Raw genomic sequence first — 25,062 nt, 5'->3', positions numbered from 1 at the left:
GTCTTCTTGCAAATAACGGGTTGTCAGTCAGAGCGAGAGGATCGCCGCCATAGCGGCCGCGATCCCACCGTACGCCAGCATCGGCAGCGCGGTCTTTCTGATGATTTTGCCTTCGGCGTTGCCGATCCCCAGGATCGAACAGACCGCGATAATGTTGTTCAGGCATACCATGTTGCCCATGGCGCCGCCGACGGACTGCAAGGCCAGCGTCAGATTGACGTCGAGGCCGCTGCTCTGGGCGATCGATTGCTGAATGCCGCCGAACGTCAGGTTCGAAACGGTGTTGGAACCGGAGAAGAACGAGCCCAGCGCGCCGAGGAACGAAGAGAACAGCAGCCAGCTGTCGCCGGTCAGCGCCGCCAACGCTTTCCCGATCAGGATCACCGGCGCGTTGTCGCCGCCCAGCATCATCAGATTGACCATGACCAGCGCGCCGAACAGGGCGATAAAGGGGCGAGTGATGCGCCCGCCGGTTTCGCTGAACATTTGCCGCACCTGGCCGCCATTCAGACGGAACAGCGGAATGCACAACACCACCACCAGCAGGAACGGGATCAGCGCCGGGACATACAGCGTTTTGTAACCGGCCGCGGCGGAGGTGCCCAGCACCTGCCGCAGTTCGACGATCAGCGCCTGGCTGATGCGCAGCTCCCCGAGCCAGCCGAGGTTTTCCTGCCACAGCAGCGTGGTGGTGTTGAGCAGCGCCTTGAGGCCCAACTGGTGAATGCGCGTCACTATCAGGATAGCAATCAGCAGCAGGGTCGGCGTCATCGCCTTGACCACCTGCATGAACCGCACCGCCTGTGCGGCGCTCTGCGGTTTTTCCGCGCGGGCGAGGCCAATGCCGCCGCGCGCCAGCAGCACCGACAGCGCCAGGCCGAGAGCGCCGCCGACCAGCGCCGGGAATTCATAGTTCACCTGGGCCAGCAGCAGATAGGGGACGGTGCAGCTCAGCACGCTGAGCAAGATAAACGGCAGGTTGCGGCGGATATCCTGCCAGGAAACGATAAAGCGCAGCGCCAGCAGAGGAATGACGAAGCCGGCGACAACGTGGATCAGCGCGCTTTGCCGGCCGATCTCCAGCAGGCTGGCGTCCGACAGGCCGAGGTTGGCGAAGCCGAACCAGGTGGGGGTGCCCACGGCGCCGAAGGAGACCGGTACCGAGTTCATCACCAGCGTCAGCAGGGCGACGCGCAGCGGGTTGAAGCCCAGCCCGACCAGAATCGGCGCGGCGATGGCGGCCGGAGTGCCGAAGCCGCTGGCGCCCTCGATCATAAAGGCGAACGCCCAGCCGATAATCATCAGTTGGGCCACCGGGTTGGGGCTAACGGTTTCCAACCAGCGGCGCACCACGTTTTCCGCACCGCTTATCTGCATCAGTTTGTTGAGCAGAATGGCGCCGGCAATGATGGTGATCGGCGTCAGCGTCGAGACCAGCGCGGTGATGATATTGGCATGCAGCAGCCGCAGTGAGGCATCGAACCACCAGAGCTGCAGGGCATATACCACGGCGGCCGTCAGCGGCAGGGCCAGATAAGAGGGCACGCCATTCCTTTTGGTCATCATCCATATCAGCAGGACGATGGGCGCAATACTGAAAAGCAGGGGCATAAGATCCTCAGGGTTATTATTTTTATGGGCAGAGATATGTAACTGAAAGGTTAATTGCCGCAACATTTTCATTCTAATCACAACGTTGGCGATGATGCCACGCGATAATTTTTTAACATCGGCGAATGGCGCCGGCGGCGGGAAAAATGCCGGCTGTTGAGGCTGAATTAAATTGATTTAAAATCAATTGGATGGGTTTTTATGTTGTGTAATGAATGCGCTGGATCACATTAATTAGGCGTTAATGTTCACGAGTTCATGTCCAAAAATGCGGTAATCCACGCGGTACTTTACGACGCGTGGAAATAATCAGGAGTGGAAACTTAAAAGTAGTGACTGATATTTTGATAGGAACCGATGATATGTTCGATCAGCAGGCGAGTTTTTAACGGCAGATTGCGGGTATAAGGGTAGACGGCGTAAATGCCCAATACCTTGCCGCAGTGGCCGGCCAGGATCTCCGTCAGTTTGCCGTCCTGCAAATCTTCGTACACCATGCAGCGCGGCACCATGGCGATGCCGTGGCCGCCGATCACCGCTTTGCGGATCGCCCGCGCATTATTGGCCGACAGGTTGCCGTCAACCTGCAGCTCGTAGATTTCGTTGCGCCCTGGCCGCTTCATCAGCCAGTTGGCGGTGCCGCTCTCTTGATAGGTATAGGTCAGGCAGTTGTGGCTAAGCAGATCGTCGGGATTGCGCGGCTCCGGGTGGTTCTCCAGATAGCCCGGCGAGCAGACGATCACCCAGCGGGAATCGAAGATCGGCCGCGCAATCAGGCTGGAGTCCGGCATGGTGCCGGTACGGATCGCCAGATCGATGCCTTCTTCCACCAGATCAACGAAGCGGTTTTCCAGCCGCATCTCGACCTTCAGGCTGGGGTGCTGAGCGCAAAACTCCGCCACGCTTTCACTCAGCAGCAGCTCACCCGAAATGGTCGGCACCGACATGCGAATGGTGCCGGTCAGCTCTTCGCTCTTTTCGCTGACGGCGTACAGCGCTTCCTGCACTTTGGCGCCGATCTCCTTGGCCTGCTGGTAGAGCGCCTGGCCGCTTTCGGTCAGCGTCAGGCTGCGGGTGGTGCGGTACATCAGCCGGGCGCCGAGCGATTTTTCCAACCGCCCGATGCGTTTGCTGACCACCGAACTGGTAATGCCGGCGCTCTCCGCCGCCTTGCTGAACGAGCCGCAGTCGACAATCAGGGCAAACAGAATCAAGTCGTTGGCGTATTCGTGAGTCGCGAGCATGGGCATCCTAAGAGTGAGAGTCCTGTTGCCCAGTGTAAGTCCGGCGCGGCAGGAAGCAATCTTTTCAGCCTGTTTCCAGCGCCGGTTAACTGGTCGGATCTGAAATTTTCTTGGTTAATTACCTCTTAAACTGAGAATTATCCTTCAAATAAATCGTGGCTATTCCGGGGGTGAAATTAACTTTCATGTTTTTATAAGCAATTAAATTAGAATAATCCTTATATCAAACGTTACTTATTCCACTAAGCCTGCGGTGTAGTGTAAATAATTGTATTGATCTGCTTGTGTGAGAGGGCTATTCTTTTTCCCGCAGCGCTCTCATTGTTATCAATTAAATGTTTTTCAATGTATTGAAGAATTACTCTGTCTTGCAGGCAGAGTGATGGGTAGTGTGTTTATATTTTAATATATATAAGGATATTGTAATGAAGAAAATCAACCTGTCTGAAGCGGAAAACATCGTCGGCGGTACTTTTGTGTGTACCAAGGAATTTGCCTGGGTGGGCGGTGGCAATAACCGCACTTGCCAACTGGTGACCACCTGTTCCGATAAGTTTGGCGGCGTGACCAAAAACTATCGTCCGGCGCCGGTGGCGAGCTGCCCTTCCACGCCGACAATCCCGAGCTGATGCGAGCTGAACGCTTGCAGTTAGGTTAGTGATGGACAGGCGGGGCGCTTGCGCGCACCGCCTGATAACGGAGATGAATTCCTTTTTTATCGTTGAACCGTCAATCTCCCTTTCTGATTTATAACGCTCATGCTCAAGTGAGCATTTATTTATGCGCAGGATGCGGCTGCTATGTATAAACGTCCTTTGCTGTTTTTTAGTTACACGCTCGTCATTATTTTCGCCTCTTCTTTTTTGACCTCGCTTTATTTCCAGCATTACGTTATGGCCTCGCCGTCGGCGGAAAGCCTGAGTTTTATCTCTCCGGAAAAAATAGAGCAAAGCCCATTGCAAGACGATAACGCCATTGTCGAAGTCTTCTCTTACGCCTGCCACTATTGTGAAGTTAACGAAAGCGGCGTGGCCGAGCTGGAAAAACGCTTACCGGCGGGAGCCAAATTGGTGCGCCTGCATCTCAGCGACGACGATCACGCCGGCATGGCGGCCTTTGCGCCCCTCTTCGCCACCCTGACGGTCATGGGGATCGAGGCGCAGCATCGTCCCGCCGCTTACCGCGCCATTATCAAAGAAAACCTCAATCTGGCGGATGAAAAGCAACTCAGCGCCTGGTTGGTGGCCAACGGCATCGACGAGGCCGCCTATCAGCGGACCAGAGATTCAGAGCGGGTCAAGGAACTGTTGGCGTATATGACGGCGGTAAGCCGCTATTACCAGGTCAACGCGACCCCCAGCTTTATCGTCAATCGCAAATGGCTGGCGTTGCAAGACCGCGAGTTTTCCGCTTTCAGCCAGCAACTGCTGTCGCTGTTGCAGCACGATAAGCCGCTGGCCCCCTGATGCGCCTGCTCGCGGTTCGGGGTTATCTGGCCTGGCGTAACGGCCTGGACGCCGTGGCGCGTCTCTCGGCTGTCCGCACCGGGGTGAGCCGGAGTCTGACGTGCGCTCTGCTGCGGCGCGTGGATTATCGCCTGTGGCTAAAGATGCAGAGGCGGTTGAGGTGGGGTCTGCAGCAACGCCGTTTTCGCCACCGGCAAGCGGTCGCTGAGGCGAATCGCCAAAGCCTGTTGGGCGACGGCAGGCTGGACTTCGCCTGGCTGATGCAGCGGCGACAATGGCTGGATTTGGCGGCGATCCAGGCCCGCAACGCCGCGTTGATGGAGCATTTGGCGCAGTGCACCTCACAGCTCAATCAGGTGGTGGAGCCGCTGCATCGCGCCGGGGTGCCGGTGTTGTTGGCGCCGATGCACACGGTTTCCGATGTGCTGGCGACGCTGGTCGGCGCGGGCGTTTATCCCGGGCGGGCAACGGTGATCGTTTCCGGCGACGCACAGACGTTAGCGCGGCGAGCGCCTGAGGGGGAATGGCGGCAGCGGCTCGACTATTGCTCGATTCACGACGATCCCCGGCATATTGCCGGCACCTTGTCGCAGGCGCTGCTGGAGGCGACGGAGCATCGGCGCAACATCATCCTCTTCCCGGACATCACGCCGGATTACACCTTGAACAGCACCCGGGACACCTCGGCCAAACTGGCTTGCCGTTTGTTCAACCGGCCAGCGCATTTGCATAGCGGCATCGTTCGATTATCCCGAGCGATGCGGGCTCGAGTGGTGTGCTATTCGCTTTATTACGATCGCGGCGTTCGCATTCACATAGAAGAACCGATTGCCACAGAGCTGGTCGGCCGCGCCGTGCCGGCGATCGTCGAGCGCACCCTGTGGCGACATGCGGATGATTGGTTGCTGTGGCATTCGCACTCTCTATTTTTTATCAACGAATAAGTCAGGGATATCACTACGCATGGAAAACACCCTCCCTACGCCGGTCTTGCAGAGCGAAATCAATGAGTGCGGGCTGGCCTGCATCGCCATGCTGGCGGAAACGCAGGGCGTTCGCGCGCCATTGACGGAACTGCGTGAGCGTTACCCCGCTTCGCAACACGGCACTTCGCTGGCGACGCTGTGCGCCATTTTAGGGGAGCTGGCGTTGCCGGCTTATCCGGTGGCGTTCGAGCACCGGGATCTGGCGGCGCTGCCTTTACCGGCGATTCTGCATTACGGCGCGGGCCACTATGTACTGCTGGCATATCGTCAGGGCGGTTACGTGTGCGTAATGAATCCGGCGTTGGGGCAACAGCTGCTGCCTTACGCCGCCCTGAAGGCGGAAATCAGCGGCTACGCATTGGTGCTCGATCGCGATGATTTACCGTCCACCACCCCCGCCGTGCGGAGCCACCGACGCGGTGCTTTCGCCAGTTTAAGCCTGAAGGATACCGCCGGCATCGCCGGCATTTATCGCCTGGCGGCGATGACGTTTCTTATCTCGCTGACGCTGTTCATCATGCCGATGATGGTCGCCAGCGCGATCAATCAGGTGTTCGCCATGGCCGGTGAGGTCGCGTTTCCTTACGCCTACTATCTGCTGGCGTTTGTGGCATCCACGGCGCTGGCCCTGATGGCGCGCATCATCACCGAGCGTTTTATCAAAAACTTCGTGTTGCTGCACGGCGCCGCCGGGTTTTCCCGCCTGCTGGAAAATTCGCTGAATTTCTTCAGCAAGCGCGCGCCCGGCGAGATTTTCAGTCGTTTCACCAGCTGGCAGATGGCCGCCGGCCAGAAAATCGAGCTGGATAACGGCCTGCGCACCGACTGGATCATCGCTGCTATCGCGCTGGCGGTGATGGGCTATTTGAGCCCGATGTTGGCGCTGGTGCCGATTGCCGGCGTACTGCTGATGGGGGCGATCAGCGTTTGGGCCATTTATCGCGATCGCCACTTCACCCAGCAGCTGCAGGTGAGAGGGGCGGCGCAGAATGATTTTATTCTGGAAACCATTCAGGGGTTTTCGACCATCAAGTCCGCCGGGCTCGCCGGCCAGCGGCAAGAGGGCTTTGCCGAGCATGCCCGTTCGCTGTTCAACTGCCTGCAGCGGCAAAAAGTCTATGAGCAGGTCAAGGGCAGCATTTATCAACTGATTGGCAGCCTGGAAATGGTGGTGTTCATGCTGCTGGCGCTGCCGCTGCTAAAGGGTGGCGAACTCAGTCTGGGGGCATTCTTCGCCTACAGCTTTCTGCGCGAAATTTTTACCTCTTACACCAGCAAGATCTTTTTTGCCGTCCTGCAGAAAAACCAACTGCACGTGATCGATGAGCGCGCGCGGGATCTGTTTCCTGCCGTATCTCTGCGTACCGGGTCTGGCGAAGAAAGCGTGAACCATTTTGATGTGCAGTTGGCGTATCGGGGGGTGAGCTTCGCGTACGACGCCGGCCAACCGGTTTTGCGCGACCTGTCGCTGACGCTGGAACGGGGCGAGTGTATCGCCATCTGCGGCGGTTCCGGCGCGGGCAAGAGCACCTTGCTGAAGGTGCTCGCCTGTCTGTTGACGCCGCAGCGGGGGGAACTGACGCTGGATGGCCGCGTGCTGGCTAACGCCGCCGCGCAGCGGCTGTTCTTCCTGCAAAGCCAGGAGGACATTCTGTTCAATGCCTCGGTGTTGCAAAACGTCACGCTGTTCGCCCCGTCGGCGCCGGGCCAGCAGAGACAAGTGGAACAGGCGCTATGCAGTTTGGGGCTGGCGGATGCGGTGGCGCAGCTGCCCGGAGGCGTGAACGCTCTGGTGCGAGAGAGCCATGCCGGGCTGTCGCTGGGGCAACGGCAGCGTCTGTTGCTGGCGCGTGCCATGTACAGCCGTTGTCCGGTGTTGGTGCTGGATGAACCGACGGCGAATCTGGATGAAAAAACCGCTGCGGCGGTGATGTCGGCTCTGGTAGCGCATTGCCGCGAGAAGGGTAAAACCCTGGTGACCGTGACGCATAACCCGCGGCTGCTGCCGTTGTTTGATCGGGTGCTGCATTTGTCGCAGGGCCGGTTGTTGGCCGCCGTCGACACCAGGATGAATGACTGTGCTGAGGTGGAGTGACGTGCCCGGAAAGAAACGCTGGCGGCGTGTGGCGCTGGTGGCGATCGTGTTGGGGGGGCTGGCCGGCGGGCTGTTAGGGTTGAATCGGGCGCCTGACCTATCACCGCCGCAGACGGCGCGCGTCGATCGCGGCGACATCGAAAAAAGCGTGTTGGCTACCGGCATTTTGAAACCGGCCCGGCAGGTGAACGTTGGCGCGCAGGTCAACGGCCAACTGAAAAAACTGTATGTCAAACCGGGGGACAGAGTGGCTCAGGGCCAGCTGTTGGCCGAGATAGATCCGACGTTGCAACTTAACGAACTGCGCAAGTCGCAGGCCGAATTACGCAGCGCGCAGGCGCAGAAATTGGCGAGTCAGGCGCAGCTCAAGCAGTACCAACTGGAGTTGACGCGGCAAAGGGCGTTGGCGCGAGATCGTGCCGGCGTGGCCAGCGATTTGGAAAAAGCGCAGGCGCAGCACGACGCGCAACTGGCGCAGTTGAAAGTGAACGAGTCGCAGATCGTTCAGGCCGAAGTCGCGCAGGAAACGGCGAGAGCCAACCTGGCTTTTACCCGTATTACCGCGCCTATCGACGGCGAAGTGCTGGGTATTGTCACTCAGGAAGGGCAAACCATCGTCTCATCGCAAAGCGCACCGACCATTTTGGTGATGGCAGACGTGGATACGATGATGGTGCATACCCGCATATCGGAAAATGACATCTTGCAGGTGAGGGCGGGGCAGCCGCTGTGGTTTTATGTCGCCGCCGATCCCCGCCGCCGATATGAGGGGGTCATGGGTGCGATACAGCAAGCGCCGGCAGAAGCGCTGGAAGCCGATCCGCTGGGCAGAAATTCAAGCCAGCAAACGGCGGCGGTGTATTACAACGGCGTATTTGCCGTCGCCAACGGCGAACGTCGATTACGCACCGCGATGACGGCGCAGGTATTCATCATTACCGAACGCGCCACGGGGGTGGTGCGGTTGCCGATGGCGGCATTGGGAGAGGCACTGGATGGCGAGCGCTATCAGATCAGAGTGTTGGAAGGCCAGCGGGTTGTCGCGCGCAGCGTGCGCATCGGGAAGCGCGATCGCCGCTATGCGGAAGTGTTGGAAGGCGTGAGAGTGGGTGAACAAGTGCTGCTGGAACACCAGCCAGATACGGAGGGTGAGCATGTCAGCTAGCACGGATCCCATTATCGTTTTGGAGAACGTTTCGCGCGAGTTTCAAGCCGGAGAGCAGAAAATCACGGTCCTCAAACGCGTTTCCCTGAGCATTCAGCGGGGAGAAATGGTCGCTATCGTCGGCGCCTCCGGCTCCGGAAAATCGACGTTGATGAATATTATCGGTTGTCTGGACAAGCCTTCTCAGGGGGATGTGTACATCAACGGGGTGGCGATTGGGCAAGCCGACGGCAATCGCCTGGCGCGGCTCCGCAGTCGGCATATCGGCTTTATTTTCCAGCGCTATCATCTGATGCCCTATCTGACGGCCGGTGAGAACGTGGCGATCCCTGCATTGTATACCGCCATGCCGGCCGCCGAGCGCCGCTTGCGGGCCGCGCATTTGTTGGCTCGCCTCGGGTTGGCGCAGCGCGGTGGCCATCGTCCGGCGCAGCTTTCCGGTGGGCAGCAACAGCGGGTCAGTATTGCCCGAGCTCTTATGAACGGCGCGGAAATCATTTTGGCCGATGAGCCTACCGGCGCGTTGGATAGCGCCAGCGGTCAGGCGCTGATGGCCATTTTGCATGAGCTGAACGCTGTCGGACACACCGTGGTCATCGTGACGCACGATCGGCGGATCGCCGAGCAGGCGCAGCGGATCATTGAGATCGGCGACGGCGAGATCGTGGCGGATCGTCGCCACGATGCCGCCCGACAGCGTTTTGCGTTCGAGAGGCCGCTGGCGTTGGCTGCGCCGCTGAAACGCATGAGCCCTTGGGCGGCGCTGCGAGAGGCGCTCGGCATGGCTTGGCGGGCATTATTAGGGCATCGGGTCCGGGCATTATTATCGATGCTCGGCATCATCATCGGCATTGCGGCGGTCGTTTCCGCCATCGCCATCGGTGAAGGCACGCGCCAAAGCATCCTCAGGGAAATCAGCCAGCTCGGCTCCAGCACGTTGGACATTCGTCCCGGATTGGGATGGGAAAAAACGCGTCCCGATTTCGCGCGTTCGCTGAGTGCGCGGGATGCAGCGCTGCTGGCGGCCTTGCCTTATGTCGACAGCGTTTCGCCGGTCATCAGCACTCAACTGTCTGCCGTGCGCGAAGGCAAGCAGGTGCCGCTCGCCGTGATGGGCGTCGGCGAAGGGTATTTCCGCACGCAGGGCATTCGGCTGCTTTCCGGTGGCCTGTTTACTGCGCAGGATCTGAGTGACCGCGCACCGGTGGCGGTGATCGATCCCTTGCTGCAACAGGCTCTGTTTTCTTCCCGGCAAGATCCGGTGGACGCGGTTTTGCTGATCGCGGGTGTGCCTTATCGGGTGATCGGCGTCGCGCAGCGCCGCGGCGCCCAATACGCCGGTTCTCAACCGCTTGCCTGGCTGCCCCATACCTCCCTGACTGGCCGCATCGCCGGCGATATGCCGCTGGAATCGATTGTGATGCGAGTGAATGAAAAATTGACGTTGGAAGCGGCAAGGCGGGATGTGACCCGGCGTTTGACCGTAGAACATGGCCGGCGGGATTTTTTCACGCTGACCGACGATCAGCTGACGCAATCCATTCAGCGTGCCTCCGACTCCATGCGATTGCTGATTACCGCGATTGCCGCCATCTCGCTGCTGGTCGGTGGGGTGGGGGTGATGAACATCATGTTGGTTTCGGTGACGGAACGAACCCATGAGATCGGCATTCGATTGGCGGTGGGGGCCGCTGAGAAAGACATTATGCGGCAATTTTTGATTGAGGCGGTGGTGATCTGCAGCCTGGGGGGCGTGTTGGGGATCGCCTGCGCCGCGCTGGTTAAAGGGATTCTGAGCGGCTTGGCGCCGCAGGTGACGATGATCTTTACCTGGCCGCCATTGCTGCTGGCCTGCGGGTTCTCGGCGTTGATCGGCGTCGGGTTCGGCTTCTTTCCAGCCCGTGCCGCCGCGCGCCTGCAGCCGGTGGAGGCGTTGGCGCGAGAATGAACCGACTTTGGATTTATGGACTGGTCATGCTGTCTTTGAGCGCTTGCGGAGGGCGGCCGATCGACGCCACGGCGCCACCGTCGTTGCCGCAGCAGTGGCGCGTGGTCGATGAACGTTCCGGTTCATTGCGGGCAGGCGTCGCCTGGTGGGAAAACTTCAATGATCCGCAGCTTTCCTCGCTGATCGATGGCGTGCTCATCGCGAATCAGGATCTGGCGCTGGCTGGATTGCAGTGGCGTGAGGCGATGTTGGAGGCCGGGTTGGTAGCCGGCAATGCGACCCCCGACCTGGCCGCCAGCCTGAGTGGCCGCAATACCAAGGCATTGCGCGGCGCGGCGCGGCCGCAAGAAAGTTACCGCGCAGGGCTGTCACTGAGTTATGAACTGGATTTATGGGGCAAGCTGGCGCGCATTCGCGAGCAGGCTCAGTGGCTGGCCGTCGCTTCGGAGTTGGATCGGCGCAATACCGCGTTGACCTTGATCGGCGCTACCGCTCGCGGGTATTGGCAGATCGCCGATTTGAATCAGCAAGTCACCCATCAGCAACAGGCGGTGGCGTTCGCGCGCGAGACTGTACGGCTGGTGGCGGCACGTCACACCGCCGGCGACGTCGGCCGATTCGAGTTGTTGCAGGCGGAGCAAAACCTATTGGCGCGTGAGAATCAACGGGATGAACTGGCACGGCAGCGGGAAGACGCTCGCAACTCGCTGGCGCTGTTGTTCGGCCGTTCACCCTTGCTGCGATACAGCGAAAGGCGAGCGCTACCGATCAACGAGGTGCCCATTGCGCCACGTCTGCCGGCGGCGGTGATGGCGCGACGGCCGGATGTGCAGGCGGCGGAGCGGCGCCTGCGGGCGGCGCTGGCCGGTGCGGAGGCCGCTACATTGCGTTTTTATCCGGCGCTGAGTCTGGATGCCGCACTGGATGCCGGCAGCGGGCTTTTCCGCCAATGGTTCAGTGAACCTTCGCGCTCGCTGGGCGCGACGTTGACGCTGCCGTTCATCGAGTGGCGCAAGATGCGCTTGTCCAGCGACAAAGCGACGTTGCAGGCGCAGCGCGCGGAGATTCAATTTCGCGATGCGGTTTACCGCGCGCTGGCAGAGGTAGACAGCGCCATGCGGGAACGTCTGGAAGCGCAGCGGCAAATCGGCAATCAGCAGCGGCATCTGGCGATGGGGCGACAAGCCTTGGCATTGGCCCGCCATCAATATCAGGCCGGTTCCGTCGCGCTGCAAACGTTGCTGGACGCGCAAGAGGCGGTGTTAGCCAGCGAGAATTCACTGTCGGCACTGCAATATCGCTACCTGAACGCCACGATGCAGCTCTGGCTGGCGCTGGGCGGCAACGAGGCTTTCGCATCCGGGCAAGGGGAGTAAGCATGGACAAAGAACGGAATACAAGACGCGTGGTGGTCACCGGTTACGGCGCCGTCACCGCGCTGGGTGGCAACGCGCCGCAAAACTGGCAGGCGATCATGGCCAACCGTTTGGCCTATCGCTATCACGATAAATCGGCGGCGGGGATCCACGCGCGCTTTTTTGCTTTGCTGGAGGCCGAACCGGCGTTGGAAGACGTTGCCGCGCGGGTAAGCCGCCGGCTGCCCAGATTCGCCAGGCTGGCGCTGGTCGCCGCCTCGGAGGCGATCGACATGGCGTTTTCATCTGGCCACGTGAGGCCCGGGCATTTTTATTCGTCGTTGGACTGCGGGGTGATTATCGGCAGCGGCTGGGGCGGCCAGGATGAGATCATGCAAAACAATGCGGACTATCTGCAATCCGGCATGGGGCAGCTGTTTGGCTGTTTTCACGCAATGCCCAATATTGCGACCGCCATATGCGGCCAACATTGGCAGTTACGGGGTTATCAAAGTTCGCCGGCGGCGGCCTGTGCGACCGGCGGCATCGCGATTGGCGATGCGTTTGAGGTGATCCGCAGCGGCCGCGCTTCAATGATGTTGGCCGGCGCGTCGGAATCACTGAGCGGCAATGGCGCGATATGGAACATCGACGCGTTGCGTTTGCTGAGTCGGGAGCAAAAGGATATCACCAAGGCCAGTTGCCCGTTCAGCCGGGAGCGCAGTGGCTTCGTGTTGGCGGAAGGGGCCGCCGTGTTGTGTCTTGAGGAGCGAGAGGCGGCTTTAGCGCGCGGCGCGACAATACTGGGGGAGGTCAAGGGATACGGCAACTTTTCAGACGCTTTTGACCTCACCGCACCGGCGGAGGATCCGCAGGCCAAGGTGAAAACCATTCGATGGGCTCTGGAACAGGCGGGGCTAGGCAATCATGAAATCGACTATATCAATGCGCATGGCACGTCGACGGCGCAAAGCGATGTGAACGAAACCGCTGCGATCAAGGCGGCTTTGGGGCGCGATGCTTACCGCACACCTATTTCCAGCACGAAATCCTATACCGGGCACTTGCTCGCCGCATCCGGCAGCTTTGAGGCGATCGTCTGCCTACAGGCGTTGCAGCAGCAAATGATGCCGGCAACCTGCCATTTGCACGAGAGCGATCCCGAATGCGATCTCGATTATATCCGCGAGGGGCATCGTCGCGGTCGTTTGCGCAATGTCATGAGTCTCAACTTCGGTTTCGGCGGTGCTAATGCAGCGCTGGTATTCGGCAATCACAATGGAGAATGGTAGGGCATATGGAAAAGTATCATCGATTGTATGGGGCGATTTGCGGCCTGTTGTATGAAGCCAAAGGATTGGACAGAACGCTGCTATCGGCCGATATGCCGCTGCAACAGTTGGGGTTGGACAGCCTGGATTATATGGAGTTGATGCTGCTGGTTAGGCGTGAGTTCGGCATTACGCTCAATGCGGAAATGTTTATCGAACGGCCTGACCTGACCCTTGGCGAGCTGTGTCACGTTATGACCAGTCAATAATTCTCCCCCCAGGCGGCCGTGTGCGGCGGTCAGACCTGGGTTATTCCCCATCGTGACTTTTATTTCCTCCTGCCCTGACCTTTCCTCTTATCGATTCACATAAAGATTAATACTTATCGGTTTGGTTAAGATACGTTCGCGCCGGCGGATTTATTTCGTTTTTTTACGAGCCGTATAACGCTTTGAAACCCATGGCGCCTCGCGATTTTATTAGGATTTTTCTTTGTTTTGTCGGTTTGTTTGCCAATTTCAGCGCATGTGTGAAATGGAAGTATTAACGCAAACTAAAGTGAATCGGGAAGTATGCCGTCCTTATTATTTCTGATGGTGGCAGTTGAGCTGCGGTTTTCATTAATGAGGGGGCCTCAAGGGGGGCGCCGAAGGGGGGATTAATCCCTGTACACTGTTCGCGTTTGGCAAATCCGTTATACTCCGCGCTGGATGCAGGAACCTATCCATAGCCAGGGGAAACCCTGAGTGTCCATTGTGGTGATGTAAAAGGAAAATGACAGCCACATTTTTCCGATCAAAGTAATAGAGGTTGTATGTCTAATCGTAAACATCTGACGCCTTCTGAAGTGGAGAGACTGCTTGAGGTCACGCTGCATGGAAAGAATCCAGAACGCGATTATTGTCTGATTTATATGTGTTTTATTCATGGTTGCCGCGCCAGTGAAATTGGGGGATGGCGTTTGTCGGATATCGATCTGGAAGGCGGCAACATTTATGTTCATCGCTTGAAGAATGGTTTTTCCACGGTGCATCCGCTTTATCTGCGAGAAAGGCAATGTTTGCGGCGTTGGCTGGATAAACGCCGGCAACACCGCTGGGCCGATCAGGAATGGTTATTTCTTTCCAATCGGGGCGGGCGTTTGTCGCGCCAACGTATTTACGGCCTGCTTCGTCATTACAGTAAGGTGGCGAAACTGGAGATTAACGCCCATCCGCATATGCTGCGGCATGGTTGCGGATTTGCGTTGGCGGACCGAGGTATCGATACCCGATTAATTCAGGATTACCTCGGGCACCGAAATATTCAGAATACGGTGATTTATACCGCCAGTAATGCACAGCGCTTCAAAGAAATTTGGTAAGCGCGATTTAATAGAGTAACGGCAAGGAGTCACTTTGAACTAAACTGAAACATACTGTAAGGACGCGTAAAAACAATGTCAATATTCCTACGCTCACTTTCCCTGATAAAGGAAAATCTTATTTAAAAACATGGCGTTGTGTTCATGTTTCATTTCTTCCGCACTCCAGCCATCTAAGCAAAATCCTAATAAAAGAAAAGTCAGTTTAAATCAATCGGCCAATCCCTTGGTTTTTTGGTCTGATTTGAGGTTATTTTGTTTTCTATTTGGCTTTAAATTCTGTCTTTTATTTGTTTTTTGGTTTTAAAAACCAAAGGAGTCACTTTAGTTCAAAATGAATCGTTTGGGTGAATAAGCCTTAGGCCATCAATAAGTTTGGTCAAGGGTATTTGCTCTTCGTGGAACTAAATAAAAGGGAATGACATTAAGGATATGTCGGAAATAAAACCATGCATATTTTGCATAATTTTAAGGAAAGTAGGATGAAAAAGAATCTGCTGGCTGTAGCTGTTTTGACCGCGTCTGCATTTACCACCTCCGTATTTGCCGCTGATGGCAAGCTGAATATCACCGGTAGCATCACCGATCAGTCGTGCACCGTCGATCCGGACTCCCAAAACAAGCAGGTCGCTCTGGGTAAGATCGCCAAAGATGCGTTTATTCAATCTAATACTGCAGGTGCCAAGGCATTCAACCTGGTGTTAAAAAACTGCCCGGCGACTGTCACCGGCGCCACCGTGCGTTTTGACGGCACTCAAGTTCAGGGCCAGTCCGGGCTGTTGAAGCTGACTGACGCCGCCGATGTTGCTGGTGGCGTTGGCGTACAGTTGCTGGATGATGCCAGCAATGTGCTCAATATCGGCAACGATTCCCGCGTATATACGCTGGCAGAGAACAAAGACAACGTTCTGGGCTTTGTGGCGCGTTATTACGCTTACGATACCGTTTCCGTCGGTAGCGCGAACGCCACCGCCAACTTCACTATCGCCTATCAGTAAATTCACGCCGTTATATCGGCGTGAGCGTTAGAAAAATGGGCCAGAGGCTGTGTCTCTGGCTCTTTATTCATCGGGGAAGATAACAAAATGAAAGCGGGATATTTTGCGCTGACGGCAGCGTTATTGATGGCGCTTTGGGCTCCGGCTCAGGCCGGCGTGATCGTGGGCGGGACACGGCTGATATACGACGGAGGTAAAAAAGAGTCCGCTCTGAATATCAATAATCCGGATGCGGTGCCTTATTTGATCCAGTCCTGGGTCGATGCTCAAGAGGGGGAAAGCGCTAAAGCGCCGTTTATCATCACCCCACCGTTGTTTCGCTTGGACGGCGGCCAAAATAACCTGCTGCGCGTAGTGCGTGCGGGCGGCAATTTGCCGACGGACAGAGAATCGCTGTATTGGCTGAATGTGAAGTCTATTCCTTCGGTAGAAAAGAAAGAAAACACGCTGCAAATTGCGATCAAGACCCGCATCAAGCTGATTTATCGTCCCCAGGGACTGGCCGGCAATCCGGAAGAAGCGGCCGGCAAAGTAACGTGGCGGCGCAGCGGCGATCGGCTGCAGGTGACCAACCCTTCACCCTATTACCTCACCTTTTTTAATTTGAAGCTGAACGGCAGTGCCATTACCGGCAACACCATGGTTGCGCCGCAAGCTACCGCCAGTTTTCCGTTACCGACGGCGCAGGGTGGGGGAGGCAGCCTGAGCTGGCAAATCATCAACGACTATGGCGGAACCGGCCAGACCTATACCGGCACGTTATAGCCGGGCCGCGATGCGTGTTTTTTGGCCCCGGAGTAACGCTGGGGCCGGCGTTCGGCTTACCTGAATTTTAGGCGGCTGAGCCAATCGGGACAGGGAGTTAAAAGGATGAATAACCCGAATAGCATTGGTTTACCAGGGACACGATCGATTTTGGCCGGTTTGATGTCTTGCCAGGTGGCGCTGCTTTATCCAATCGGTGCAGCGCATGCGCGTGATTACTTCAACCCGGCGCTGTTGGAGATTGACAACCCGGCGCTGCGCGGCGCCGATCTCTCCGTATTTGAGGAAAACAACAGCCAGGCGCCCGGCACTTATCGGGTCGATCTTTACCTTAACGGCGAACAGGTTGACAGTCTCGACGTCGAGTTCCGGCTGATGCCGACGGCTGGCGGAAAGCAAGCGCTGCAGCCTTGTTTCAGCGCGGAAAAATTGGCCGAATTGGGGGTGAGAGTCTCCATGTTCCCGGCGATCGCGGCGGAGGAGCGCTGCGTCAATCTGGCGCAGGCCATTCCTCAGGCTTCGACGGTGTTCCAGTTTAATCAGCTGAGATTGAATCTGAGCATTCCGCAAGCGGCATTGAACTTAAATGCGCGCGATTATGTTTCTCCGGATAAATGGGACTCCGGCATACCGGCGCTGTTGGTCAATTACAACTTCAGCGGCGCCAATAGCCAAACACGCGACAGCGAACGGCAGAACAACAATAACTATTACCTCAATCTGCGCTCGGGCATCAACTGGGGCGCCTGGCGTTTGCGTAACTATTCCATCTGGAATCACTACACCGGCGGCGCTTCATCCTGGCGTTCAATCAATACCTATCTGCAGCGCGATATTGTTGCGTTGCAAAGCCGCCTGACTCTGGGCGACAGCACAACGTCCAGCGAGGTGTTCGACAGCGTACAGTTCCGTGGGGGGCAATTGGCCTCTGAGGACGACATCCTGCCGGACAGCATGAAAGGGTACTCGCCGGTGGTGCGCGGGATCGCGCGTACTAATGCGCAAATCGTAATCCGGCAAAACGGCTATGTGATTTATCAAAGCTATGTGCCGCCGGGGGCATTTGAAATTACCGATCTGTATCCCACGGGCGGCAGCGGCGACTTGAATGTGAACGTACGTGAGGCTGACGGCCAGGAGCAGCATTTTGTGGTGCCGTACGCCGTGGTGCCGGTATTGCAGCGCGAAGGGCGTTTTAAATACAGCCTGACCAGCGGGAAATACCGTTCATACGGCGGTGGCGTTGATGAACGCCCGTTCAGCCAGGCGACCGGGATCTACGGCCTTCCGTGGGGGGCCACGCTGTATGGCGGCGTGCAGGCGGCCAGTAAGTACCAGTCTCTGGCGCTGGGGTGGGGGCAGAATATGGGGGCGCTGGGGGCGCTGTCCGCTGATGTCACTCAGGCATGGACCAAGCAGGAAACTCGGCCGAAAGAGCAAGGGCAATCATGGCGCCTGCGTTACGGCAAAAACTTCATTGAAACCGGCACTAACTTCAGCTTGGCCAGCTACCGCTATTCCACGCGCGGTTTTTATAACCTGCAAGAGGCGCTGGAGAGCTACGGCGGCAACAGCGCGATCTATAACGATCACAAAAAGAGCCGCGCCGAGCTGACGATGAGCCAGAGCCTGTGGGATCTGGGGGGAACGCTATCGCTCAGCCTGTTTAACGAAGACTACTGGAATGACAATCGTCGTTCGCAGTCGGTCAGCCTCAGCTACAACAACAGTTGGGAAGCTGTCAGTTACGGACTGAATTACACCTTCAGCCAAAACGGGTATGACAACAACGGCAACCGCAGCAATATTCGCGACCATATCGTGGCCTTCAACGTCAGCGTGCCGCTCAGCAAATGGCTGCCAGGCAGCTACGCCACCTACAACATGAACACCAGCCGCAACGGCGCCACCAGCAACAACCTTGGGTTGAGCGGCACCGCTTTGCCGGGCAACAACCTGAACTACAGCATCAGCCAGGGCTACACCGGCAGGGGCGTGGGGGCGAACGGCAATATTCAGGCGGACTACAAAGGCGCCCTCGCCGAGTGGAACCTGGGTTATGGCTACGATCGCCATCGCCAACAGGTGAACTACGGCGTGCAGGGCGGTGTTCTGGTGCATCAAAACGGCGTCACGCTGTCGCAGCCGCTGGGCGATACGGTGGCATTAGTGCAGGCGCCCGGCGCTTCAGGGGTGGATGTTTTGAACCAGACCGGGGTCAGCACCGACTGGCGCGGCTATGCGGTTGTGCCTTACCTGACGCCTTATCGGCGCAATATCGTCGGCCTGGACGGCGAGTCTTTCGCCGAGGATGTCGACATGACGCTGAGCAGCCAAACGGTGATCCCAACCCGTGGCGCCGTGGTGCGCGCCAGTTTCAATCCGGATGTCGGTGCCCGCGTGTTGCTGACCTTGCTGACGCGCAGTGGCAATCCGGTGCCGTTCGGCGCCACCGTCAGCAATCTCAATAGCCCCTCAGATAATGCCGGCATCGTCGGCGACGGCGGGCAGGTTTATTTGGCCGGCATGGCGGAGAGTGGCCGGCTGCAGGTTAAGTGGGGCAATGACGCGGCTCAGCAGTGTCAGGCTAACTATCAATTGGCTAATCAGCCAGAGAGCGGCGGAATACGTCTCGTTAACGGACAGTGTTTATAAGGTGCAGAAAATGGCGACAGGAATATCGATTCAACGCAGGGCGATCGCCGGTGGGTTGCTGGCGTGCGCAATACTGGCTGTACAGCAGGCGCAGGCGGCGCCAGGGCAGTGTACGCCGATATCAGGAACGCACGGCTTTTCATTTGCCTTTTCCCCGAACTTAGACGAGCCGTCGCAAAACGTGACGGGGCTGATTATCAAGAACGCGGATAAGAACGCATGGAACTTGTCCGGTTCGTATTACGTGAAATGCGAATGTACCGCTCGTACGGCTTCTTACATCACCGCCAAAATGCTGTTGACCAACCCGGTATACCAGGAGGGCGGATTGACGTATTACGCGTTGAACGAATATCTGGGCGTCGCCAGCGAGGTCTTCGTGGCGGGGGAGCGCAAGGAATACCTTGCTGCGCCCTTTACCAATGAGAGCAACCGTAAGACCAGCATGAATGGTGATGATGAATCCTGCGCCCGTACGCCCTACAACAGCGGCGCGCGTGGGCGCATTCATCTGTATTTCCGTCGGCCCTTCGTTGGCGTGACGGCGATCCCGAATACCCGACTGGTGGAAACGTATGTATCGGTAGTGAGTGGCGTGAAAAGCGATACCCCGGTTTCCACCATCTCTATGAGCGGTACCGTCACCGTGCCGCAGAGTTGCGAGATCAGTCCCCAGACGGTGGTGGTCGACTTTGGCGATATCGTCAGCACCCATTTCCAAACGAAAGGCGCGATGCCACCTCGCTTCACACCGGCAGAGAGAACGCTGACGCTGTCTTGTCGCAATATTTCCGAGGGCGTCAAGGTCAGCCTGTCATTTCGCGGCGAGGCCGACGGCAACATGCCGGAGGCGCTGAAGACCAGCAACCGCGATATCGGCGTGATGATTAAGGATATGCAGGGCAATGTGATACGGCCGCAGAGCGGGCGCTTGCCTATCGATAACTTCTACTATCCCAACCAAAAGGGCAGTTCTCAGATCAGCGTGTATCCGATCAACACCACCGGGCAAGCCCCTTCAGTGGGGCAGTTTAATGCCACGGCGACCATTCAGGCCGAAATCCAATAAACGGATATTTCAACGGCAGCGGGCTGACGGGCCCCTGCGTTTAACGACAAGGAGCAGATTATGGTGAAAATGTGTAATCGTTTTGGCTGCAACCTGGCGCTGACCGGCGCGTTGCTTTTGACCGTACCGGCGGCGCAAGCGGTATCGAAAATAGTGATTAGCGGCAACATTAAAGCCGCCCCCTGCGAAATCGACGGGGCGAACGGCACTGTGTCCGTCAATTTGGGAGACGATATTTCCGCTGCTACCCTGGCGACGTCCGGGGCTTTCAGCCCCTGGATAGAGTTTCCTCTGACGTTAAAAAACTGCCCAAGCACCACCACTTCTGTTGTCGCGACCTTCAGCGGGACGCCCGCCGAGGAAAGCGCCAGCTTGTACAAGAGCAACGGCGGCTCTCGTCGGGTGCAAATTGAGTTGCAGAATAGCCAAGGGGCCAACCTGGGCAATGGCAAGAGCATGACGCAACTGGTGGATCGCGCGACGAATAATGCCAGATTCGATTTGCGTGCGCGCGCATACAGCACCCATGGCGGATCGACGCCAGGTTCAATAGACGGCGCTCTGCAGGTCACTTTTGTCTATCAGTAGGCAATGGGACAAAAGGGCCGGCGTGGGCGGAAGGTTAACGACAGAGTTAAGGTGATGATATGAAAATCAATTATCCCAATGGAATGGCCTTGGCGGCGGGCAATGAAGCGGCGGGCGCCGTGGCTATCATGGAACCCTGCGCCATGACGGCTCTGGGGATGAGAAACCGGTTGATTGAATCCTGCGGTCTCCAACCTGGCAACATTCGGCAGGTGGCGAATCTGGTGGAACTGAGAGCCTTATTGACTGAGCATCCGCATCGTTTATTGGTGATGGAGCTGTGTGGTCAATCAGAGTCGGTATTGGAGGGATTCAAGCTGATCGTCGAGGTGCGGGAAAACTCGCCGGACACCGCGATTGTCATCTGTACGGCATTGGATGAACCGAGGCTGTTGCGGCAGCTCATCGCTTCCGGTATTCGCGGCCTGATGCTGAAGCAGGAACCGGCTATTGCATTGACCCACTGTGTTCAGCAAGTCCTGACAGGCAGTTGCAGCTTCAGCCACCGGGTACGCCAACGTCAATTGCATGAGACTGGCGCCGATAAACCGCTGACGGCGAAGGAACTGGATGTGTTGACCCAACTGTTTTCCGGTAAGAGCGTGACCAGCGTGGCGCTGACCATGTGCCGTGATATCCGCACCGTCAGCACCCATAAACGCAATGCGATGTTGAAGCTGGGGTTTCACAGCGATGGGGAACTGTATCTTCAGGGGAAATGGATGGCTGCGCAAGGTTCATCCTTGGTTCGCTAGGCAAGCGCACGAGGTCTCGTGGGCAAGCAAGCATAGGAGCAGATTATGCATTTATGGCGTCAGCAACCGCTGAACATAGCATTAATGGACAGATGTCCATTGACGCTGGAAGGGTTGGCCAGTTTTTTAAAAACGCTGCCAACCCAGGTAAAAGTCGTCGTAAAGGAAACCAGCGTACGTGCGGTGGTGGATAGCGTGGTCTATCAGCAGGCCGACGTGCTGATTACCGAACTGGACGGTGACGATGAGACGCCCGCTAAGGGCAGGGAAGCGTTGCTGGCCCTGTGCACGCAACTGCCCGAATTACGGGTGATTGCCTATACCCGTTGCCGTAATGCAGAAGAGTTAGGGCGATTGTTGCCTCAGCCCAATGTCAGCATCGTCGCCAGAGATGACGCTTTACCGCTGGTGGCGGAGTTTTTTAATCGGGTCTTGCTTGGGGAGCGAGTGTTGAGCCCACAGATAGGGACTTTTCTGGCACCCTCGGTTAGCGCAGATGAGGTGTTCACCCGAAAGCTGACTCGCTGCGAGACTGATGTGTTGGCCTTTTTGTTCAACGGCATGAGCCTGCGGCAAATTGCCGAATTGCAACGCCGCAGCATCAAGACGATCAGCGCGCATAAATGCAGCGCCATGCGCAAACTGCAGGTGAAGAATGACAGCGAACTATTTTCATTGCACGGCAATATTACGCGACAATTTGGCGGGAAGTGGTCAAAGGGGACTTAATCGTTAATGACAGGGTATAAGCAGGTAGCATAGGCGTTGAAAAAACAATCAAACAAGTGTTCCCCTGGGCAGATGGATGAAAGCAGCTCGGCGTTGGAATAGTGCTGAATTAGACCGTTGTTGGCGTGCCGGGCTGCATTTTCCCATCCGATATTTTTTACCTTACTCAATGCGCATGTTAAAAGAAGATGAGCGCCTGCACCGTTATTTCCATCGTAAGATTAAATGCTGATCGTGCGGAATCGCTCTACATTGGTTGCGGTGTAGATCACCGTATTCTGGATATTTTTGTGCCCTAAATAATCCTGAATCAAGCGCGTATCGACCCCGTTATCTGCAAGCGCGTAACCGCAGGAGTGTCGCAGCATGTGAGGATGAACTTGAACGCTAATACCGGCCATTTCACCGTACATTCTCATTAGGCGATACAGTTGCTGACGTGAAATTTGCCCGCCGTGGCGCGACAGAAATAACCATGGGGAATTGGCGTCAGGATAGTTCGCCCGCTGGGCCAGCCAGTTTAACAGCGCCTGTCGCTCTCGCGGCTGAATGGGGTGCTGAACGGAAAAACCGTTCTTTAGCCGAGATATATGGATCCGATGGGAGGTAAGATCAATATCTTGCAGGCGTAATGATCGCAGTTCGCTCACCCGCAAGCCGTGAATGAAGCACATTAATAGTAAACAACGATCTCGAATGCTATTTTTACCCTCATGCACGGCGGCAATCAGTTGTTCAATTTCAATCTGGCTAAGGAATTTCCTTTTTTTCATTTTCCTTTCCTGCGTATCTGGTACTGGCGATTTCCATCATGAAGTTTTATTAAAGCATTGGAACATAATAGGCGGCAAAGAAAATAAATAATTTTATTTTCCAAAGCATGGGTTTATTTTATCTTTTTCTTTTTGTTATTTTTTTAGTGAATGTATTTTGATTTTATAGATCTATTTTCTTTAGCAGATTATTTAATTGGCGAATATTTAGCGCCCAGAGCGAACGATGCTGCGAATTGGCCGCCGGCAGGCGGCAACCGCGATAACGTCTCACCCCAACCGGTGCTTGATAAGCTGCGATGAGAATTCGTCTTGATCTCATTCTCACGCCGCTTACAATGCCTGCCAGATCGCGACTTCAGAGGTTTGTTCATGGAACTGCTACGGGTGGTTTATCGCCAGTATCGTTGGCCATTTCTGGCGGTTATGGCATTGACCATGGCCAGCGCCGGTTTAGGCATCGGTATCATTGCTTTTATCAATCAATATCTGATGGACGTCAGCGGCAACCCATTGGCCGTGTTGCCGATGTTTCTCGCCCTGCTGGCATTGTTGATAGCGGTCACGTTGGGTTCACAGCTGGCGCTGACCACATTGGGCCATTACTTCGTCTATCGGCTGCGTGGGCAACTGGTGAAGCGCATTCTGGATACCGAGATCGAGCGCCTCGAACAGTTAGGCAGCGCCTCATTGCTGGCCAGTCTGTCCAGTGACATCCGCAATATCACCATCGCCTTCGTGCGCTTGCCCGAATTGGTGCAAGGGGTGATTTTGACCCTGGGGGCAGCGGCCTATCTGGGGTGGTTATCGCCGAAAATGCTGGCGGTCACGGCGGTTTGGGTGGCGGTGACCGTGGTGGGTAGCGGCTGCTTGGTGTCACGGGTTTATCGCCATATGGCCAGTTTGCGCGAGTCAGAAGAGCGTCTCTATCATCGTTATGAATCGGTGATTGACGGCCGTAAGGAACTGACGTTGAACCGCAAACGGGCGCAGGCGTTATACGAGCAGGCCTATCAGCCCGACGCGCAAGCCTATCGCTACCATATCATTCGCGCCGATACCTTCCATTTGAGTGCGCTCAATTGGTCAAACATCATGATGTTAGGGGCGATCGGGCTGGTGTTCTTTATGGCCAACAGTTTGGGATGGGCGGACTCGACGGTGGCCGCGACCTACTCGCTGACGCTGCTGTTCTTGCGCACGCCCTTACTGCAGGCCGTGGGGGCGTTTCCGACGCTGGTCGGCGCCGAAGTGGCCTTCAACAAGCTGAAAGCGCTGCGTTTGGCCGAGTATCAGTCGGGGTTTCCAGCCGCCGTTGGCCGTTCCTGGCAGACGCTGGAGCTGCGCGACGTGGTTTTTCACTATGCAGATGCGGAACAACAGCCCGGTTTTACCGTCGGGCCGCTCAATCTGACGCTGCGGCGCGGTGAGCTGGTGTTTCTTATCGGCGGCAACGGCAGCGGCAAGTCAACGCTGGCGATGCTGTTGACCGGATTGTATCGGCCGGTAAGCGGGCACATCGTTCTGGATGGCGTCGCACAGACCGCGGCGGATATGCCGGACTATCGCCGGCTGTTTTCAGCGATTTTCACCGATTTTCATCAGTTCGATCGTTTACAAGGACCGGAAGGCGGCGAACCTGATGCGGCGCTGGTCGCGCATTGGCTTGAACGGTTGAATATGAAAAGCAAATTGCAGTTCGACGGCGCCAGAGTGACCAACCCGCAACTGTCGCAGGGGCAGCGCAAACGTCTGGCCCTGTTGCTGGCGGTGGCGGAACAACGCGATATTTTGCTGTTGGATGAATGGGCCGCTGATCAGGATCCGCAGTTCCGGCGCATTTTCTATCGCGAACTGTTGCCGGCGCTGCGCGCGTTAGGCAAAACGGTGTTCGCCATCAGCCATGACGATCACTATTTCGAACACGCCGATCGGTTGCTGGAGATGCGCTCAGGCCATTTACGCGAGTTGACCGGCAGCGAGCGTGAACACGCCAGCCGGGATTCCGTCAGCAGGATCGGTTAACTTACGCCGGCCCGTGCCAGACCAAAACGGGCCGGCGCTTCTCCCGCGCATTATTTCAGTGCGTCGCTTCATTTTCTCTCCCTCCTCCAATGCTGTCTGCTGCCGATTTGGCTTACGACCAGTCAAATAATTGATGTTTGAATTATTTACCGGTGGTTTAATTTTGACCTTTAAAGGTGTGGCACACTGCGCATTCGTTCG

At 56.8% G+C, this 25,062-nt stretch carries 21 protein-coding genes; 18 read left to right on the top strand and 3 right to left on the bottom strand.

From position 1 onward, the window contains the following. Nucleotides 1–27: 27 nt before the first annotated feature. Nucleotides 28–1,611 carry an L-lactate permease gene (locus ACMGG9_RS19075; RefSeq protein WP_223085256.1) on the bottom strand — a complete coding sequence of 528 codons (1,584 nt, stop codon included), beginning with the start codon at nucleotides 1,609–1,611 and terminating at the stop codon, nucleotides 28–30. A 323-nt stretch (nucleotides 1,612–1,934) separates the two neighbouring features. Next, nucleotides 1,935–2,855: a LysR family transcriptional regulator gene (locus ACMGG9_RS19070; RefSeq protein WP_033652155.1), complete on the bottom strand. Its 921-nt coding sequence runs from the start codon at nucleotides 2,853–2,855 to the stop codon at nucleotides 1,935–1,937. A 425-nt stretch (nucleotides 2,856–3,280) separates the two neighbouring features. On the opposite strand from ACMGG9_RS19070, the gene ACMGG9_RS19065 reads away from it, so the two are divergent. The 17 genes from ACMGG9_RS19065 to ACMGG9_RS18985 all read left to right on the top strand — a co-directional run bounded on the left by ACMGG9_RS19065 (nucleotide 3,281) and on the right by ACMGG9_RS18985 (nucleotide 22,063). Further along, nucleotides 3,281–3,484, top strand: coding sequence for a DUF4762 family protein (locus tag ACMGG9_RS19065; RefSeq protein WP_414161633.1), 204 nt, complete (start codon nucleotides 3,281–3,283; stop codon nucleotides 3,482–3,484). A 171-nt stretch (nucleotides 3,485–3,655) separates the two neighbouring features. Beyond that, the gene (locus ACMGG9_RS19060) at nucleotides 3,656–4,321 is read left to right on the top strand and encodes a DsbA family protein (protein WP_414161632.1); all 666 of its coding nucleotides are present in this window, start codon (nucleotides 3,656–3,658) and stop codon (nucleotides 4,319–4,321) included. Then, complete coding sequence (locus ACMGG9_RS19055) at nucleotides 4,321–5,265, top strand: ABC transporter (RefSeq protein ID WP_414161631.1); 945 nt, start codon at nucleotides 4,321–4,323, stop codon at nucleotides 5,263–5,265. The genes ACMGG9_RS19060 and ACMGG9_RS19055 overlap by 1 nt, the downstream gene beginning before the upstream one ends. Nucleotides 5,266–5,284: 19 nt before the next feature. After that, entirely contained in the window at nucleotides 5,285–7,402 is a 2,118-nt protein-coding gene (locus tag ACMGG9_RS19050) for a peptidase domain-containing ABC transporter (RefSeq protein ID WP_197790779.1), read from the top strand. Between the two features lie 70 nt (nucleotides 7,403–7,472). Then, entirely contained in the window at nucleotides 7,473–8,567 is a 1,095-nt protein-coding gene (locus ACMGG9_RS19045) for an efflux RND transporter periplasmic adaptor subunit (protein ID WP_233092779.1), read from the top strand. After that, nucleotides 8,557–10,515 (top strand): ABC transporter permease, encoded by a 1,959-nt coding sequence (locus tag ACMGG9_RS19040; protein ID WP_089195120.1) that lies wholly within the window; start codon nucleotides 8,557–8,559, stop codon nucleotides 10,513–10,515. The genes ACMGG9_RS19045 and ACMGG9_RS19040 overlap by 11 nt, the downstream gene beginning before the upstream one ends. 26 nt (nucleotides 10,516–10,541) lie before the next feature. Then, nucleotides 10,542–11,891, top strand: coding sequence for an efflux transporter outer membrane subunit (locus tag ACMGG9_RS19035; protein ID WP_154231724.1), 1,350 nt, complete (start codon nucleotides 10,542–10,544; stop codon nucleotides 11,889–11,891). A gap of 2 nt (nucleotides 11,892–11,893) precedes the next feature. Continuing rightward, entirely contained in the window at nucleotides 11,894–13,162 is a 1,269-nt protein-coding gene (locus ACMGG9_RS19030) for a beta-ketoacyl-[acyl-carrier-protein] synthase family protein (RefSeq protein ID WP_414161630.1), read from the top strand. A gap of 5 nt (nucleotides 13,163–13,167) precedes the next feature. Then, the gene (locus ACMGG9_RS19025; protein ID WP_033652196.1) at nucleotides 13,168–13,410 is read left to right on the top strand and encodes an acyl carrier protein; all 243 of its coding nucleotides are present in this window, start codon (nucleotides 13,168–13,170) and stop codon (nucleotides 13,408–13,410) included. A 545-nt stretch (nucleotides 13,411–13,955) separates the two neighbouring features. Further along, nucleotides 13,956–14,504, top strand: coding sequence for a tyrosine-type DNA invertase (locus ACMGG9_RS19020; RefSeq protein WP_033644811.1), 549 nt, complete (start codon nucleotides 13,956–13,958; stop codon nucleotides 14,502–14,504). A 482-nt stretch (nucleotides 14,505–14,986) separates the two neighbouring features. Next, complete coding sequence (locus ACMGG9_RS19015) at nucleotides 14,987–15,502, top strand: fimbrial protein (RefSeq protein ID WP_033652146.1); 516 nt, start codon at nucleotides 14,987–14,989, stop codon at nucleotides 15,500–15,502. A gap of 87 nt (nucleotides 15,503–15,589) precedes the next feature. Beyond that, the gene (locus ACMGG9_RS19010) at nucleotides 15,590–16,267 is read left to right on the top strand and encodes a molecular chaperone (RefSeq protein ID WP_033644813.1); all 678 of its coding nucleotides are present in this window, start codon (nucleotides 15,590–15,592) and stop codon (nucleotides 16,265–16,267) included. A 105-nt stretch (nucleotides 16,268–16,372) separates the two neighbouring features. Continuing rightward, a complete protein-coding gene (locus ACMGG9_RS19005; RefSeq protein ID WP_414161629.1) occupies nucleotides 16,373–18,922 on the top strand; it encodes a fimbria/pilus outer membrane usher protein in 2,550 nt (849 codons plus the stop codon). Nucleotides 18,923–18,932: 10 nt separating this feature from the next. Further along, nucleotides 18,933–19,991, top strand: coding sequence for a fimbrial protein (locus ACMGG9_RS19000; protein ID WP_414161628.1), 1,059 nt, complete (start codon nucleotides 18,933–18,935; stop codon nucleotides 19,989–19,991). A gap of 60 nt (nucleotides 19,992–20,051) precedes the next feature. Beyond that, a complete protein-coding gene (locus tag ACMGG9_RS18995; protein WP_342174507.1) occupies nucleotides 20,052–20,579 on the top strand; it encodes a fimbrial protein in 528 nt (175 codons plus the stop codon). A 59-nt stretch (nucleotides 20,580–20,638) separates the two neighbouring features. Then, nucleotides 20,639–21,334 (top strand): LuxR C-terminal-related transcriptional regulator, encoded by a 696-nt coding sequence (locus tag ACMGG9_RS18990; RefSeq protein WP_414161627.1) that lies wholly within the window; start codon nucleotides 20,639–20,641, stop codon nucleotides 21,332–21,334. 45 nt (nucleotides 21,335–21,379) lie between these two features. Then, nucleotides 21,380–22,063: a response regulator transcription factor gene (locus ACMGG9_RS18985; RefSeq protein ID WP_187048329.1), complete on the top strand. Its 684-nt coding sequence runs from the start codon at nucleotides 21,380–21,382 to the stop codon at nucleotides 22,061–22,063. Nucleotides 22,064–22,284: 221 nt separating this feature from the next. Here ACMGG9_RS18985 and ACMGG9_RS18980 read toward each other — a convergent pair whose 3' ends face one another. After that, nucleotides 22,285–22,836 carry a tyrosine-type DNA invertase gene (locus ACMGG9_RS18980; RefSeq protein WP_033644817.1) on the bottom strand — a complete coding sequence of 184 codons (552 nt, stop codon included), beginning with the start codon at nucleotides 22,834–22,836 and terminating at the stop codon, nucleotides 22,285–22,287. A 372-nt stretch (nucleotides 22,837–23,208) separates the two neighbouring features. Here ACMGG9_RS18980 and ACMGG9_RS18975 point away from each other — a divergent pair, with 372 nt between their 5' ends. Beyond that, nucleotides 23,209–24,861, top strand: a complete 1,653-nt coding sequence (locus ACMGG9_RS18975) for a multidrug ABC transporter permease/ATP-binding protein (protein WP_047026619.1) — start codon at nucleotides 23,209–23,211, stop codon at nucleotides 24,859–24,861. Nucleotides 24,862–25,062: the final 201 nt, after the last annotated feature.

Origin of the sequence: Serratia sp. BNK-10, from assembly GCF_047456065.1 — a bacterium.
Taxonomy (GTDB): Bacteria; Pseudomonadota; Gammaproteobacteria; order Enterobacterales; family Enterobacteriaceae; genus Serratia; species Serratia ureilytica.
Note: the sequence above shows the minus strand (reverse complement) of the source record. Positions and strands in the feature narration are given on the sequence as shown.

Coding starts and splice junctions, on each gene's coding strand:
- ACMGG9_RS19065 (WP_414161633.1), top strand. CDS start 3,281: ATGAAGAAAATCAACCTGTCTGAAGCGGAAAACATCGTCGGCGGTACT.
- ACMGG9_RS19060 (WP_414161632.1), top strand. CDS start 3,656: ATGTATAAACGTCCTTTGCTGTTTTTTAGTTACACGCTCGTCATTATT.
- ACMGG9_RS19075 (WP_223085256.1), bottom strand. CDS start 1,611: ATGCCCCTGCTTTTCAGTATTGCGCCCATCGTCCTGCTGATATGGATG.
- ACMGG9_RS19020 (WP_033644811.1), top strand. CDS start 13,956: ATGTCTAATCGTAAACATCTGACGCCTTCTGAAGTGGAGAGACTGCTT.
- ACMGG9_RS18980 (WP_033644817.1), bottom strand. CDS start 22,836: ATGAAAAAAAGGAAATTCCTTAGCCAGATTGAAATTGAACAACTGATT.
- ACMGG9_RS19025 (WP_033652196.1), top strand. CDS start 13,168: ATGGAAAAGTATCATCGATTGTATGGGGCGATTTGCGGCCTGTTGTAT.
- ACMGG9_RS19015 (WP_033652146.1), top strand. CDS start 14,987: ATGAAAAAGAATCTGCTGGCTGTAGCTGTTTTGACCGCGTCTGCATTT.
- ACMGG9_RS18995 (WP_342174507.1), top strand. CDS start 20,052: ATGGTGAAAATGTGTAATCGTTTTGGCTGCAACCTGGCGCTGACCGGC.
- ACMGG9_RS19055 (WP_414161631.1), top strand. CDS start 4,321: ATGCGCCTGCTCGCGGTTCGGGGTTATCTGGCCTGGCGTAACGGCCTG.
- ACMGG9_RS19050 (WP_197790779.1), top strand. CDS start 5,285: ATGGAAAACACCCTCCCTACGCCGGTCTTGCAGAGCGAAATCAATGAG.
- ACMGG9_RS19070 (WP_033652155.1), bottom strand. CDS start 2,855: ATGCTCGCGACTCACGAATACGCCAACGACTTGATTCTGTTTGCCCTG.
- ACMGG9_RS19010 (WP_033644813.1), top strand. CDS start 15,590: ATGAAAGCGGGATATTTTGCGCTGACGGCAGCGTTATTGATGGCGCTT.
- ACMGG9_RS19000 (WP_414161628.1), top strand. CDS start 18,933: ATGGCGACAGGAATATCGATTCAACGCAGGGCGATCGCCGGTGGGTTG.
- ACMGG9_RS18985 (WP_187048329.1), top strand. CDS start 21,380: ATGCATTTATGGCGTCAGCAACCGCTGAACATAGCATTAATGGACAGA.
- ACMGG9_RS19040 (WP_089195120.1), top strand. CDS start 8,557: ATGTCAGCTAGCACGGATCCCATTATCGTTTTGGAGAACGTTTCGCGC.
- ACMGG9_RS19005 (WP_414161629.1), top strand. CDS start 16,373: ATGAATAACCCGAATAGCATTGGTTTACCAGGGACACGATCGATTTTG.
- ACMGG9_RS18990 (WP_414161627.1), top strand. CDS start 20,639: ATGAAAATCAATTATCCCAATGGAATGGCCTTGGCGGCGGGCAATGAA.
- ACMGG9_RS18975 (WP_047026619.1), top strand. CDS start 23,209: ATGGAACTGCTACGGGTGGTTTATCGCCAGTATCGTTGGCCATTTCTG.
- ACMGG9_RS19035 (WP_154231724.1), top strand. CDS start 10,542: ATGCTGTCTTTGAGCGCTTGCGGAGGGCGGCCGATCGACGCCACGGCG.
- ACMGG9_RS19030 (WP_414161630.1), top strand. CDS start 11,894: ATGGACAAAGAACGGAATACAAGACGCGTGGTGGTCACCGGTTACGGC.